We start from the raw sequence: 12,732 nt of genomic DNA on the forward strand, positions 1-12,732 counted from the left end.
AGAAGCTCAGTGAAAGGGGTGCGGTGATCGTGCCGATGGACAGGATCAAGGTCGACAATGCGAGGGCGGGGGCGCACGACCGCGCAATTGGCCGATGGGAGAATGAAGGCGGCGCCTTCACCGGCTTACACCAGCACCGGACGCCCACCGTCGCCGGCGAGATAGGCGATGCAGCGGGCGGCAATCTGCGCGTGCGGCTGATCGCGCTCGAAAACCTCGTCGTGGCGCTGCTGGCCGGGGGACCCGAGAGCCAATCCGAGTTGGTGCGAGAAATGGCCGCCTATATTTCTCCCAGGCCCGGCGCGACGCCCCACCGACTAACTGTCGAGGCGGCGCGCAACATGCTCGCTCTCCTCGAGCGCGCTGCGCACTACAAGTCGCTCGACCGGGACTTCGAGCGATGAGCTTCAACCCCTACTTTATATTCGCGACCGGAATCGAGAACAGCTACCCACGATCAAGAACGGTAGCCATCGCGTCAACGAGATGGCCAGTGCGGCCATTGCGGGCGACGGCGCGACGATTTCGACGGGGTCGAGGAGCCGGACGACCGGCGACCATCGACAAGGTGGGCGCCGTCCAACCCGGCGCTTCAACTTACACTCAAGGCCGCCTAACCGATGCAGCCCGGCCCCACACCCTGCTGATGGACACAACCGATCGCAACTCACCGACTTACCGCTCGCCGCATAATCTGCTCGGCTCGACGTTCCGCTTCTTGAAGCTATAGTAGGTATAGCACTCACATCAGGTCGGTTAGCAGCAATGGCGTTCTGCCCACCCGGCTGCTTTCACAAGAGGAGACAGAGCGCATGACGTTGCAGCTTGGTGATACAGCGCCGGACTTCGAGGCCGAGACGACCGAAGGCCAAATCCGTTTTCATGAGTGGATGGGTGCTGACTGGGCGGTCTTCTTTTCCCACCCCAAGGACTTCACGCCCGTCTGCACGACCGAGCTCGGGGAGGTCGCCCGCCTCAAACCCGAGTTCGACAAGCGCGATACCAAGGTGATTGGGCTGAGCGTTGATCACATCGAGGATCACCACGCCTGGGCCGGCGACATCGCCGAAACGCAAGGCCACGCGCTCAATTTTCCGATGATCGCCGATCCTGACTGCCGGATCGCCGAACTCTACGGGATGATCCACCCAAAAGCCAACGACACACTCACTGTCCGCTCGGTGTTCATCATCGGACCCGACAAGAAGCTCAAGCTCAGCCTCACCTATCCAGCGAGCACGGGCCGCAACTTCGAAGAGATACTCCGCGTCATCGACTCCCTGCAGCTGACCGCCAAATACAGCGTAGCGACGCCGGTGAACTGGCGGCAGGGCGAAGACGTCATTATCGTTCCCTCGCTCAGCGATGACGAGGCCCGCCAGAAATTCCCGAACGGCTGGCGGACCGTGAAGCCCTATTTGCGCATCACCCCACAACCGCAGGATTAAGTGCAGGCGGTCGCCGCGATGCTGAAGCCACTGCCTAATCAAACCCCCGCATCCACGGGCTCGCCTCGAAATGCGTCGAGGATGCGGCATTCGTCGAGGGTGGTGTGCCCGCATTGCTTGAGGAGACGCTCGAGCGTGGCTTCTAGCGCCCTGAGGTCGGCAATCTTGGCTCGGACCTCGCGGAGACGTGTGGCGGCCATCCTGTCCACCTCCGCACAGGGCGCGTCGTCCGCCCGCTCCGAAAGGGCAAGAAGCCCCCGCACGGTCTTGAGCGGAAAGCCGAGCTCGCGCGCCCTCCGGATGAACCTGAGACGCTCAAGATGATGGCGGTCATAGACCCGGTGTCCACCCGCGCTGCGGCCAGGCTCGGGCAGCATCCCGATCTGCTCATAATAGCGGATGGTCACCACCTTGCACCCGGTGAGAGTGGCCAACGCTCCGATCGAGAGGATTTTACCCATGCCCTTGAACCTATAGCAGCTAGAGGTCCTATCATAGTGACGAGCCTGTGTTTGTGAATGCGGAGAGTTGGCTATGGAGGATTGCTGCAGAGATGCTGGCGACCCGAGTCGCGAGAAAAGCGATACTGCGCTGATGATCTCGTCAGAGCCCTCCACGGCACCTCTCGCGCCGACGACGGCACGCGCCGGGCGCCGCGCGATGGCGACGCCTGCTGCTCAGGCAGCTCCTCTGACCCGAGCAACGATGCCGTGTCTCACGAGCCTCACCCTAGCCCTGACGGACGTCCGCAAGTGATGGGTGACGACTGCTGCTCGGCGAAGGAGCAGGAGATCGCCGCCTTGAGCGCTCATTTGGGCGTGAAGCGCGTGCTCCAAATGGTCCTTGCGATCAACCTCATCATGTTTGTTGCTGAGTTCACGGCCGGGATGCTGGCGAACTCCACCGCCCTCATGGCCGACTCGGTCGACATGCTGGGGGATGCGCTGGTCTACATACTAAGCCTCTACGCACTTCAACGCAGTCTGCGCTGGCGTGCCGGCGCCGCAGTCGCGAAGGGCGGAATCATCGCTGCCTTCGGGATCTGGGTCATGATCGAAGCGGCCTTGAAGCTGGTCAACGGCGTGAGCCCCGCCGCCGGGACGATGGTTCTCTTCGGACTGATCGCGCTGGTTGCCAACCTGACTTGCCTCGCGCTGCTCTACCGCTTCCGCCACCGCGACGTGAACCTGTCCAGCACGTTCGAGTGCTCGCGGAACGACGTCATCGCCAACACCGGAGTTCTTCTCGCCGCTGGCGGCGTCTACGCAACCGGCGCGGCCTGGCCTGACATCCTCGTGGGCGCCGTTATCGCGGTGTTGTTCTTCCGCTCCGCGATCCGGGTACTTCGCCAGGCCTGGCAACAATTCAGGTCAGCCAGCCCCGCCGTGGCGGTGGTGTTGGATTGAGACATAGTCTTCAAACAAAGGAGCTTTATCGATGTTGAAGCAACTAACGGCGCTGTTCCTGCTCGGCGCTGCCTTCACCTCCCCGGCGACGGCAGGGGCGGCCAGTCCGGCGAATGCCGTGATGTACAAGAATCCCGGCTGCGAGTGCTGCGACGGCCACGCCGCGGCGCTGCGCAGTGCAGGGCTGAACGTGAAAGTGGTTCCGACCGAGGATCTCTCCGCGTTCAAAGCGCGGGCTGGAGTGCCCGAGGCGCTTCAAGGCTGCCATACCACGATGGTAGGCGGCTATGCCGTGGAGGGGCATGGGCCGATAGCGGTGGTCCAGCGGATGCTGAAGGAGAAACCCGCCATCCGCGGGATCGCTTTGCCGGGCATGCCGTCGGGATCTCCTGGTATGTCTGGGCCGAAGACCGCGCCGTTCAAGGTGCTGAGCTTCGGCGCCGGGGGCACGAAGGTCTATGCTGTCGAGTAGCGGGTGAACCGATCGATCCAGAGGGAGGCCGACATTCCTGACGATGATCTCGCCTATCTTCAGCGCCGCGTCGAGGCGGAGCTCGAGATGGCGCAACGCTCCGAGACGCCCGAGGCCACGGCAGCGCACTACAAGCTCGCGGAAGCCTATCTTGAGCGGATCGAGGTCCTCCGGATATCGGCAGCGGCCGTGCCGGGCGGAAAAACTGCTGCCGATCCGGAAGTTGCCGTTGCTGGGGTACCGAAAAGGCGAAAAGTAGCATCCGGCGAACGAGCAGAACGATGATATTTCGTCAGCTATTCGAGCCGGAATCCTCTACCTACACTTACCTGATCGGCTGCCGCGACACAGGAAAAGCGGTGTTGCTCGACCCGGTTCTGGAGACCGTCGATCGCGATCTCGCCGTCCTGCAGGAGCTGGAGCTGACGCTTGAATATACGCTGGAAACTCACATCCATGCGGACCATGTCACGTCCGCGTGCCGGCTACGCAGCCTGACCGGATCAAAGGTCGCCTATCCGGCGATGGACGGCCTCCCCTGCGCAGACGTTGGTGTCGGTGAGACCGACCCGCTCAGCGTCGGCAGCCTCACCTTCCAGCCCCTCTTCACGCCTGGCCACACCAACGCGCACCACAGCTACCTTATCGATCTGCCCGGCTCGCGCCGCGTGTTCACCGGCGATGCCCTCCTGATCGACGGCTGCGGCCGCACGGACTTCCAGAATGGTGATGCGGGCGCGCTCTACCGGTCGATCCACGAGAAGATATTTTCGCTTCCCTGCGACACGCTCGTCTACCCGGCGCACGACTACCAGCATCGCCATGTCACGACGGTGGCTCAGGAGCGCGAGCGTAACGCGCGGTTGGGTGGCGGCAAGACGCTCGAACAGTTTATCGACATCATGACCGCCCTCGACCTGCCCTACCCCAAGCGGATCGACATCGCGGTACCGGCCAACCGCCTGTGCGGCGACTGTCCCGAGATGGAGAAAACGGAGCCTATGGAGCCCCCCGGACCTTCGGTTCAAGGCTAGCGCGAACCACTCGTCGGATCGAATTTATACCGATCACGGCTTCACTGGGACCAATCGCGCACGCCCCGGTCTGGATCATGCCTTCGCAGCAGTGCGCGGCGGCCACACACTGGTGGTGCCCAAACTCGATAGGCTCGCGCGCTCCGTTCCCGATGCCTGGGCAATCGGAGATACCCTGACGACACGCGGCGTAAAATTGCAGCTTGGCGCCAGCATTCATGATCCCGCCGATCCCATGGGCAAGCTGTTTTTCAAGATCCTGGCCACCTTCGCAGAGTTCGAGGCCGACCTAATCAGGATGCGGACCCGGGAAGGCATGGCTGTTGCTCGCGCCAAGGGGAAGTTACGGGGTAAAAAGCCAAAGCTATCGGATCGGCAGCAGAAGGAATTGCGCGGGATGTACGACACGGGCGATTACTCGATCAGCGACCTCGCCGAGCTGTTCTCGATTTCGCGTCCAACCGTTTATCGCACTCTGGGCCGGCAGGATGCAGGCGCTACCGCCAAGGCAAAGCCAGCTTGACGATGTACATTATATGGTGCATATAATGGCTATGGGATCGGGTACCGCACAACGCATCGAACTGGTGTTTTACCAGACCGATGCAGGCAATGTACCCGTTCGTGACTGGTTGCTTGGTCTTTCAGAAGCCGATCGCCGGGAAATTGGGCAGGACCTACAGCAGTTCCGCTGGCCGGTCGGCATGCCGTTGGTTCGCCCCATGGGTAAAGGGCTGTTCGAAGTGCGGACGTCCTTGCCCGACAGCACGATCGCTCGCGTGTTGTTCTGCTTCCATCAAGGTGAACTTTACTCGCTGCACGGGTTCATCAAAAAGTCGCAGAAGGCGCCCGCGGCTGATTTGAAGTTGGCGCGAAAGCGCCAGAAAGAGGTTGAAAATGGCTGATAGCAAGCATCGTGGTCCGACGCTGGACAGCTTCCTTGAGGAGGAAGGAGTCCTTGCGGAATTCCAGGCCAAGGCCATCAAGGAAGTTATCGCGTGGCAACTCGCCGAGGCGATGCGCGAGCGCAAGCTCAGCAAGAAGCGACTGGCGCTGCTGATGCACACCAGCAGGACACAGGTCGACCGCATACTTGACCCTACCGATGGCAATGTGACGATCGAAACCTTGCAGCGCGCAGCAGCTGTCGTGGGACGCAGGGTTGAACTCGCGCTAATTTGAGGTCGCTAAGGCACCCAACCTTCGGAAGTTCCACACATGTCCGTGAATTCGTTGTCTGGCGCACAAACCTTGAGGTGACGCCTATTTGCTCATGCGGGCGAGACGTCCCGATCCGAATTCAATCAAAGGAGAAGTGCCATGAAGGAGTCCCTTAACGCCGTGCTGGCCTTGACCCTCGCCGCGACAATCGCGGGGTGCGGCAAACAAGAGGATGCCGTTGCAACGAACGGTGCATCGACAAAGGATACGGCCATACCTGCTGCGGAAACACGGCATGGCAAGGCCTAGGGAACAGTGACGGCGATCGATGCGACCGCCGGCAGCGTGACGCTCGATCACGGCCCCATCGCCGCGCTCGAATGGCCGGCGATGACGATGGGCTTCTCCGCGAACCCTAAAATTCTGAAGGATATTGCCGTCGGCGACCGTGTCGCGTTCGAACTCGACTGGGACGGCAAGGCAGGCGTCGTGACGCAGATCGCAAAAACGGGGACGACGAAACCCTGAACCCGGGAAGATCGCGGTGCCGGGCGACAGGCTTCTTACGCCGCCCGGTCTCAACCGGCGGCCTCGCCCCGGCACGATAATCTCCGACGGTCAGAGCGCGGAAGCGCTATGCCAGAGCATGTAAGCTGCGACCGTGAAAATCAGGCACGCGAACACCGTGGTAAGCATGCCCTTGCCCGAGAGGATCCGGGCATAGCGTGTTCCGGCCACCCCGCCGAGCATGCCACCCGCGATGAAGACGCCCGCCAGCGTCCAGTCGACCAGCCCAGACACCGCATAGTTGAGCGCAGTGGTCAGCCCGAAGGCGGTCACTGCGACGAGACTCGTGCCGACCGCATTGAGGATCGGCATATTCGTCGAAGCGATCAGCCCCGGCACGATCAGGAAGCCGCCGCCGATGCCGAAGAAACCGGAAAAGCCACCGGTGCCGAGCCCGAACCCAAGCACCTTGGGAGCATTGTGGCGATTGCAGGCGGCACCTTCGATGCCCGGATTGTTTCGCCCGCGCAGCATAAACCCGCCGACGACAAGCATCAGCAGCGCGAAGAGGAAGAGCAATTTCTGCCCGTCGATCGCCTTTCCAAGCGTCGAGCCTGCCAGCGCACCGACGATGCCGCTTCCCGCATAGAGAAAGCCGCAGCGCCATTTGACGGTCCCGGCGCGTGCATGCTGTGCAAGACCCGAGGCGGCATTGGCGGCGACCGCGAGCGCGCTCGTCCCGATCGCGACATGCGGGCTCCCGACCCCGACGAGATAGACCATCAGCGGCACCGCGAGAATCGACCCGCCGCCGCCGACGAGCCCGAGCGTGAAGCCGACGATCCCGCCCGACAGCGCGCCAAGCAGATATTGGGCAGTGTCGAGGCTCACCCGCCCTCGCCGATCCGCGCGGGCGCAGCGAGCCATTCGCGGCCGCGAAGCATGCCGTGCCAATAGAGTGGCGGCAGGATCTTCGCCTTGAGCAACCACGAAAGACGCGACGGCCGCGTGCCCTCGATCAGCCATTTGGGGAAGGTCGGTAGCAGCTTGCCGCCATAGCCGAATTCGGCGAGGATGACCTTGCCCGCCTCGACCGTAAGCGGGCAGCTGCCATAGCCGTCATAGGCCGCCACCGGCGCTGCACCGTCGAGCGCGGCGAGCACGTTCAGCGCAACGACGGGCGCCTGCTTGCGCGCCGCCGCCGCAGTCTTGGCGTTGGTCGTCGCGGCGACATCGCCGAGCGTGAAGACATTGGCATGGTCGGGGTGGCGCAGCGTCGTCTCGTCGACCGCAACGAAGCCCGAGGGCGCCGCGAGCGGGCTCGCCGCGATAAAATCGGGCGCGACCTGCGGCGGCACCACATGGATCATGTCGAAGCGTTCCTCGACGCGGCGGACCGTATCGCCGCGGCGCTGCTCGAACAGCGCGACCTTGGCCGCGCCATCGATCGACACGAGGCGCGATTCAAGCTGCAGGTCGATGCCGTAGCGCGCGATATAGGCTTCGAGCGCCGGAACATAGGCAGCGACCCCGAACAGCGCAGGCGTGGCATTGTGGAACTGGACGTCGGCTTGGCCGAGCACCCCCGCGCGCTCCCACCGATGGCACGAGAGATACATCGCCTTCTGCGGCGCGCCGGCGCATTTGATCGGCATCGGCGGCTGGGTGAAGAGCGCGCGGCCGCCGCGGAACCGGCGCACGAGCCGGTCGGTATAGGGCGCCAGGTCGTAGCGATAGTTGGAGGTGACGCCGCCGCTGCCGAGCGCCGCTGCCAGGCCGGGGATCGCCTCCCAGTCGAGCTTGAGCCCCGGGCAGACGATGAGCGCGCGGTAGCCGATCACGCGCCCGTCGGCGAGCGTGACCCGGTCGTTCGCGGGATCGAAGGACGCGGCGGCGGCGCGGATCCATTCGGCGCCCGCCGGAATCAGCCCAGCCTCGCCGCGCCGCGTGACCTCGGGGGCGAAAACACCGCCGCCGACCATCGTCCAGCCCGGCTGGTAATAATGATCCTCGCTCGGCTCGACGATCGCGAGCGACACGTCCGGGCGGCGCCGCAGGATGCTCGCGGCGGTAGCTATCCCCGCGCTGCCGCCGCCGATCACGAGAATGTCGTAGCGCGCAATCCCGCCGCCTTCGCCGCGCGCCGCAGTCATCGCCGCGAGCTGCTCCGAGCGCGCGCCCGAGCGGCAATAGGCAAGCACCGGACCCGGCAGTTCGGCGAGCGCGCGTGCCATCGCGGCGGCATCGCTCTCGTCAATCGTGCCCGATACGACCGGGATGTGAAGGAAACGGACGCCCTGCGCCTCGGCCGCCGCCGCGACCGCAGCCGCCGTCGGCTGGCCCGCCTCTTCGCCGTCGGGACGGGTGCAGACGATCGAGCGGAAACCCGAGGCCGCGAGCGCGGCCACGTCCGCCGGGTCGATCTGCGGCGACACGCTGAGCGCCGGGGTCAGGGTCCTGATGGTCATAATCTCTCCGTTCGTGAAAGGGCGCCGGCGCTCAAAGCCGGTCGACCGGTATCTTGAGGTAGGCGACGCCATTGTCCTCGGCGGGCGGCAGGCGGCCCGCGCGCATATTGACCTGCACCGACGGCAGCAGCAGCACCGGCATCGCGAGTTCGGCGTCGCGCGCGCGGCGGCGCTCGACGAACTCATCCTCGGAAATTCCGTCGCGGGCGTGGACGTTGGCGGCGCGCTGCTCGGCGACGCTGGTTTCCCAGCGATGCTCGCGCCGCTCGGCGGTCAGATAGTCGTGGCATAGGAAGAGCGGCGTTGCGCCGGGGAGTTCGAGAATGCGGCGCAGCGATCTGAAAAGGGTCTGCGCATCGCCGCCCGGAAAATCGGCGCGCGCCGATCCGTAGTCGGGCATGAACATCGTGTCGCCCACGAAGACGACATCGCCGATCGCATAGGCGACGCACGCCGGCGTATGGCCAGGGACGTGGAGCACGGTGATCGGCAGTTCGCCGATCGCGAAGCGGTCGCCGTCCGACCAGAGGCGGTCGAAATCGGATCCGTCGCGCCGGAAATCGGGTCCGGCGTTGAAGATGTTGCCGAACACTGCCTGCACGTCGCGGATATGCTCGCCGATCGCGATCGCACCGCCAAGCCGGTTCTTGAGCCAAGGCGCCGCCGAAAGATGATCGGCATGCGCGTGCGTCTCGAGCAGCCAGTCGACCGTAATGCCCGCGGCGCGCGCATGCTCGGCGATCGCTTCGGCCGACGCGGTCGAGGTCCGCCCCGCAGCCGCCTCATAATCGAGCACACTGTCGATCACCGCGCCGCGCATCGTGGCGGGATCGTGGACGACATAGCTGATCGTCGAGGTTGCAGGGTCGAAGAAGGCGCGTACCGATGCCGCGCCTTTTGGCACCGCCCCGAGCTGTGCGGTGGCCGCGGCCAGCGCGGGGTCGTCGCCTAGGACATCCGCCGCGCTCATGACGGCAGCGGCCAGAGATGCGGTCGCGCCGCGTCGCGGCGCCGGAAATGAGCGGCGAAGTCTGCAATCGCGCCGATACTCCATTCGGAGAAGCGCGCGTCGGCATCGGCCGAAGCGAGCGCGGGATCGCCCTGCCCGACCCCGTTCGAGGCGACTTCGGTGACGTCGAGCGGCAATGCCACCTCGAACTCGCCGAACATCGCGCCCGAGATCTGGCTCGTCCGCGGAAGACCGAAGGCGCTCGACCGTGCCGCGGGCCGCGCGGCGTCCATTCGCATCAGCTCGGGCGTGAGGTGCGGCCCGACCGAAGTGACGGGGTAGGCGCCATGGCCGCGCTTGCTGCGGATCGCCTGTGCGACCTGCGCCATCAGCGGCGCGTTAGTCGAATGTCCATTGCAGACAATGATTTGGCTGAGGCCATAATCGAGGAAGGCGGTGATCATATCCTCGAGCAGCATGCTGAAGGGAGCTTGACCCCGCCCGCCGCGCCGCGGAAGAAATTGGCGTGGCCGAAGATCAGCACCGGCGCGTAGATCGCCGCGAGCGCGAGCCGCGAGCGGAATTCGGGCCAGCTTAGGTCCGGCGGCGCAGGCGGACGCTTGCCCGGCCGAGGTTCCGACTCTGTACGCGGACCCGCATCAGCGCTGGCGGCGGCGTCAGCGCCTCCCGAGACCCGCGCCCAGATCGATGGCGTTGAACAGCAGTTTGATGACGACGTGCGTCTGCACGGCGCCGACGGCAGAGATGCCAAGACGAGCCGCTGCCGTCTTAGTCCCGAAACAAATCCTCGCAAGGGACGGTTGGAAGCACAGTTTCGCGTCATGGCAAGCAGCGGCTCCTCAGCTGGGGACGGGCGCTAGATTCGGCCTGGAAGGCATCCCTCGTAGGTAGAGACGCAGCGCAGCCGGCCAACCCCACCACGTATTTTCAGGACAGAGGTGCGTGCATGGGCGACGATATCGCGGAAGGTTGCGAATCAAGCGCCGCGCGTCGCAGCATGGCGCAGCAACTGGCCGAGAATCGAAAGCCGCGAGCGCGTCGCAATGATGTGCGGCTGAGCGTCTAGCCGGAACAGCCCGCCGGCATCGCAGGCGGCGTCGAGATCGCGCGGCGCAGACGCCTTGTCGAGCAATTGCTCAAAACGCTCTGGAGGAAAGCGCCCGCACCGGCGTTGCGGCGCACCGCGATGCTGGTGCGGAGTTCACCGCGGCCTCCGTTCGGAAACGTAGGTCCGGTGCGGGGGAGAGAGTTTCGAAAAAGAGGCGAAAGAGGCGTCAGTAGAAGCGGAGATTGTCGATTTCGCCCCAGGCGCTCGCTCCGCCCTCGCGCTCGACGACGACGCCGACCTGCACCAGATCGTCGCCGCGCCAAGACGGCACATCGCCGCGACCGGGCCGCGTCGGAACGAGCGCGGTGAACGGCACGCGCAATTCGGACCAGCCCTCCTTCGCCTCGACCACCGCGGTCCACTCGCCCGCTAGGGTGTTGACGACGATCAGGTAGCGGCCCGCCCCGCGCATATCGAGACGGACGCCGGCGAACTTGCGCGCATCGACTGGCCGCACCGAACCGCGACTGAGCGGAACGATAACCCCGCCCTCGGGCTTGTCCTTGAGCGACATCTGCACCGCGAAGGCGAACGCCGATCCGCCGCCGGTGTGCGTCACGCGGTTCGTGACCACCGACGAGCGCTCGACGCCGCCGTCCATATCGGCGAGGCGGAGCGTGTCGAGCGCGCTACGGCCATCGGTCCGCTCGAAATCGTCGATCAGCTCGGCAGCAGGCGTAGCGGGCAGCGCGGTCGCGAGATTGCCCGCGGGCGGCTTGGTGCCGCCGCCATGGACGAGCTTGCCGTCGACGAACACGCGGTCGATCTTGTGAACGTCGCCGATCGTCTCCCAGGGCTTGCCGTCGATGAGGACGAGATCGGCGCGCTTGCCTTTCTCGATCGTGCCGCGGTCGCCCGAAAGCCCGAGCGCGAGCGCGCTGTTCGACGTGCTGGCGAGCAGCGCCGCCTTCGGCGTCAATCCAGCCGCGACGAGCAATTCCATTTCCTGCAGCGTCGAAAAACCATGTTTCGCACCGCCGATACCGGCGTCGGTGCCGACCGCGATCGGAACGCCCGCGGCGAACAAGTTGCGGACATTTTCTTCGGCGAAGCCATATTTGCGGATGCGCTGGCGCGTCGCGGCGTCGTCCTTGCGCCCCGGTCCGATCTCGTCGGGCTTGAGCTGATAGATGGCGAGCGTCGGGGCGTAAAATGTCCCCGCCTTCTTGATCCGGGCGATCGCGTCGGCGTCGAGCACCGCGTCCTGGATGCTGTGCGCGATCACATCGACCCCGGCTTGCGCCGCGAGCTTGCCGCGCTCGACTGTCACCGTGTGGGTGAGGACGCGTTGGCCATGCTTGTGCGCCTCGTCGGCAATTGCAGCGAGCGTCTCGACGTTCATCGAGGTTTCCTCGGGCAGCTGGCCATAGCGCCAGCCGTCGGCGAACGCCTTGATATGGTCGGGCCGATAAGCCTGAAGCGCCTGCACTTCGCGCCGCGCGCTCTCGGCGGTCGCCACCCATTTGGTGGTGTTGGTGTCGGCCCAATCGGCGCCGTGGCCCCCCGGCGTGCTCATGCGTGCGACGAAATTGACGTGCGGCGCGTAAATATCCGCGAGCCAGGCACGGCGCGGCGCGAAGGCCTCGGGCTGCTGGTGAAAATCGTTCACCGTCGTCACGCCGCTCGCAAGATAGGCGTTCGCGATCTGTGGCAAAGTGCCAGGCGACCCCGCAGGACCCCAATGGGTGTGGACGTCGATGAAGCCCGGGAGGAGCGCCTTGCCGTCGGCGCGAACGATTTTCGCGCCCGACGGGACTTTCACGTCGGCGCCGACCGCCTCGATCCGCCCGCCGCGCACAATGGCGGTGCCGCGAAAGGGTTCTTTGCCCGTCGCGTCGAAGATCGTCGCGCCGGTGATCGCGACGATCTGGTCACCCGGTTCGGCGAGCACTGACTGGTTCGCCCAGCCAAGCCCGGCGGCGATCGCCGTTCCCGCCACGAGCATCTTCCGAAAACTGGCCACGCGCGCCTCCTTCATTGTTTGAATGTCATCCTGCCTTGCTTTGACGCAGCCGCGGCGGGTTTCCCCACCGCCTCGTGCAGGCCGCGCCTGCCTTGTCGCAACAAAATGGGCTTGTCGACCGCATTGCTGCTGCGGAAGCTCGCCCCGCCTGCGTCTCTGCATCCTGTACGCCCCGACCGGGGCGAAGCGGAAACG

The 12,732-nt window shown here is 65.0% G+C and carries 18 protein-coding genes; 11 read left to right on the forward strand and 7 right to left on the reverse strand.

Annotated elements, in window-relative coordinates; genetic code table 11:
• Positions 1 to 35: 35 nt before the first annotated feature.
• On the forward strand, positions 36 to 404 hold the full coding sequence (locus AC3WS4_RS20925; RefSeq protein ID WP_492742962.1) for a hypothetical protein: 369 nt from the start codon (positions 36 to 38) through the stop codon (positions 402 to 404).
• A 408-nt stretch (positions 405 to 812) separates the two neighbouring features.
• Complete coding sequence (locus AC3WS4_RS20930) at positions 813 to 1,448, forward strand: peroxiredoxin (protein ID WP_137890108.1); 636 nt, start codon at positions 813 to 815, stop codon at positions 1,446 to 1,448.
• A gap of 38 nt (positions 1,449 to 1,486) precedes the next feature.
• On the opposite strand, the gene AC3WS4_RS20935 is transcribed toward AC3WS4_RS20930, so the two are convergent.
• Positions 1,487 to 1,909, reverse strand: a complete 423-nt coding sequence (locus tag AC3WS4_RS20935) for a MerR family transcriptional regulator (protein ID WP_171013495.1) — start codon at positions 1,907 to 1,909, stop codon at positions 1,487 to 1,489.
• Positions 1,910 to 2,203: 294 nt separating this feature from the next.
• Here AC3WS4_RS20935 and AC3WS4_RS20940 point away from each other — a divergent pair, with 294 nt between their 5' ends.
• The 9 genes from AC3WS4_RS20940 (at position 2,204) to AC3WS4_RS20980 (ending at position 6,049) form a co-directional block, all read left to right on the forward strand.
• On the forward strand, positions 2,204 to 2,854 hold the full coding sequence (locus tag AC3WS4_RS20940; protein WP_137890203.1) for a cation diffusion facilitator family transporter: 651 nt from the start codon (positions 2,204 to 2,206) through the stop codon (positions 2,852 to 2,854).
• 31 nt (positions 2,855 to 2,885) lie between these two features.
• Positions 2,886 to 3,326: a DUF411 domain-containing protein gene (locus tag AC3WS4_RS20945; RefSeq protein ID WP_137890107.1), complete on the forward strand. Its 441-nt coding sequence runs from the start codon at positions 2,886 to 2,888 to the stop codon at positions 3,324 to 3,326.
• A gap of 3 nt (positions 3,327 to 3,329) precedes the next feature.
• Positions 3,330 to 3,611, forward strand: coding sequence for a hypothetical protein (locus AC3WS4_RS20950; protein WP_439512643.1), 282 nt, complete (start codon positions 3,330 to 3,332; stop codon positions 3,609 to 3,611).
• A complete protein-coding gene (locus tag AC3WS4_RS20955; RefSeq protein WP_137890105.1) occupies positions 3,608 to 4,360 on the forward strand; it encodes an MBL fold metallo-hydrolase in 753 nt (250 codons plus the stop codon). The genes AC3WS4_RS20950 and AC3WS4_RS20955 overlap by 4 nt, the downstream gene beginning before the upstream one ends.
• Before the next feature lie 22 nt (positions 4,361 to 4,382).
• Positions 4,383 to 4,883, forward strand: coding sequence for a recombinase family protein (locus AC3WS4_RS20960; RefSeq protein ID WP_137890104.1), 501 nt, complete (start codon positions 4,383 to 4,385; stop codon positions 4,881 to 4,883).
• 31 nt (positions 4,884 to 4,914) lie between these two features.
• Positions 4,915 to 5,265 (forward strand): type II toxin-antitoxin system RelE/ParE family toxin, encoded by a 351-nt coding sequence (locus AC3WS4_RS20965; RefSeq protein WP_492742964.1) that lies wholly within the window; start codon positions 4,915 to 4,917, stop codon positions 5,263 to 5,265.
• A complete protein-coding gene (locus tag AC3WS4_RS20970; protein WP_058818298.1) occupies positions 5,258 to 5,542 on the forward strand; it encodes an XRE family transcriptional regulator in 285 nt (94 codons plus the stop codon). Before AC3WS4_RS20965 ends, AC3WS4_RS20970 begins: the two co-directional genes overlap by 8 nt.
• A gap of 138 nt (positions 5,543 to 5,680) precedes the next feature.
• A complete protein-coding gene (locus AC3WS4_RS20975; protein WP_231728254.1) occupies positions 5,681 to 5,830 on the forward strand; it encodes a hypothetical protein in 150 nt (49 codons plus the stop codon).
• A 6-nt stretch (positions 5,831 to 5,836) separates the two neighbouring features.
• A complete protein-coding gene (locus AC3WS4_RS20980; RefSeq protein ID WP_231728255.1) occupies positions 5,837 to 6,049 on the forward strand; it encodes a copper-binding protein in 213 nt (70 codons plus the stop codon).
• A gap of 90 nt (positions 6,050 to 6,139) precedes the next feature.
• Here AC3WS4_RS20980 and AC3WS4_RS20985 read toward each other — a convergent pair whose 3' ends face one another.
• The 6 genes from AC3WS4_RS20985 to AC3WS4_RS21010 all read right to left on the reverse strand — a co-directional run bounded on the left by AC3WS4_RS20985 (position 6,140) and on the right by AC3WS4_RS21010 (position 12,537).
• The gene (locus tag AC3WS4_RS20985) at positions 6,140 to 6,919 is read right to left on the reverse strand and encodes a sulfite exporter TauE/SafE family protein (protein WP_231728256.1); all 780 of its coding nucleotides are present in this window, start codon (positions 6,917 to 6,919) and stop codon (positions 6,140 to 6,142) included.
• Positions 6,916 to 8,496, reverse strand: a complete 1,581-nt coding sequence (locus tag AC3WS4_RS20990) for a bifunctional protein tyrosine phosphatase family protein/NAD(P)/FAD-dependent oxidoreductase (protein WP_058818300.1) — start codon at positions 8,494 to 8,496, stop codon at positions 6,916 to 6,918. Before AC3WS4_RS20990 ends, AC3WS4_RS20985 begins: the two co-directional genes overlap by 4 nt.
• A gap of 31 nt (positions 8,497 to 8,527) precedes the next feature.
• Complete coding sequence (locus AC3WS4_RS20995) at positions 8,528 to 9,466, reverse strand: MBL fold metallo-hydrolase (RefSeq protein ID WP_058818301.1); 939 nt, start codon at positions 9,464 to 9,466, stop codon at positions 8,528 to 8,530.
• Complete coding sequence (locus AC3WS4_RS21000; RefSeq protein WP_058818302.1) at positions 9,463 to 9,924, reverse strand: creatininase family protein; 462 nt, start codon at positions 9,922 to 9,924, stop codon at positions 9,463 to 9,465. The genes AC3WS4_RS20995 and AC3WS4_RS21000 overlap by 4 nt, the downstream gene beginning before the upstream one ends.
• A 518-nt stretch (positions 9,925 to 10,442) precedes the next feature.
• The gene (locus tag AC3WS4_RS21005; RefSeq protein WP_156417122.1) at positions 10,443 to 10,598 is read right to left on the reverse strand and encodes a hypothetical protein; all 156 of its coding nucleotides are present in this window, start codon (positions 10,596 to 10,598) and stop codon (positions 10,443 to 10,445) included.
• 142 nt (positions 10,599 to 10,740) lie between these two features.
• Entirely contained in the window at positions 10,741 to 12,537 is a 1,797-nt protein-coding gene (locus AC3WS4_RS21010) for an amidohydrolase family protein (RefSeq protein WP_492737993.1), read from the reverse strand.
• Positions 12,538 to 12,732 lie beyond the last annotated feature (195 nt).

The sequence above is a fragment of the Sphingopyxis sp. EU05-FHT14B03 genome, from assembly GCF_058790875.1.

Bases quoted from the DNA above. Each gene is read 5' to 3' on its own strand.
- AC3WS4_RS20925 (WP_492742962.1), top strand. From the start codon at position 36: ATGGACAGGATCAAGGTCGACAATGCGAGGGCGGGGGCGCACGACCGC.
- AC3WS4_RS20930 (WP_137890108.1), top strand. From the start codon at position 813: ATGACGTTGCAGCTTGGTGATACAGCGCCGGACTTCGAGGCCGAGACG.
- AC3WS4_RS20935 (WP_171013495.1), bottom strand. From the start codon at position 1,909: ATGGGTAAAATCCTCTCGATCGGAGCGTTGGCCACTCTCACCGGGTGC.
- AC3WS4_RS20940 (WP_137890203.1), top strand. From the start codon at position 2,204: ATGGGTGACGACTGCTGCTCGGCGAAGGAGCAGGAGATCGCCGCCTTG.
- AC3WS4_RS20945 (WP_137890107.1), top strand. From the start codon at position 2,886: ATGTTGAAGCAACTAACGGCGCTGTTCCTGCTCGGCGCTGCCTTCACC.
- AC3WS4_RS20955 (WP_137890105.1), top strand. From the start codon at position 3,608: ATGATATTTCGTCAGCTATTCGAGCCGGAATCCTCTACCTACACTTAC.
- AC3WS4_RS20965 (WP_492742964.1), top strand. From the start codon at position 4,915: ATGGGATCGGGTACCGCACAACGCATCGAACTGGTGTTTTACCAGACC.
- AC3WS4_RS20970 (WP_058818298.1), top strand. From the start codon at position 5,258: ATGGCTGATAGCAAGCATCGTGGTCCGACGCTGGACAGCTTCCTTGAG.
- AC3WS4_RS20975 (WP_231728254.1), top strand. From the start codon at position 5,681: ATGAAGGAGTCCCTTAACGCCGTGCTGGCCTTGACCCTCGCCGCGACA.
- AC3WS4_RS20990 (WP_058818300.1), bottom strand. From the start codon at position 8,496: ATGACCATCAGGACCCTGACCCCGGCGCTCAGCGTGTCGCCGCAGATC.
- AC3WS4_RS20995 (WP_058818301.1), bottom strand. From the start codon at position 9,466: ATGAGCGCGGCGGATGTCCTAGGCGACGACCCCGCGCTGGCCGCGGCC.
- AC3WS4_RS21000 (WP_058818302.1), bottom strand. From the start codon at position 9,924: ATGCTGCTCGAGGATATGATCACCGCCTTCCTCGATTATGGCCTCAGC.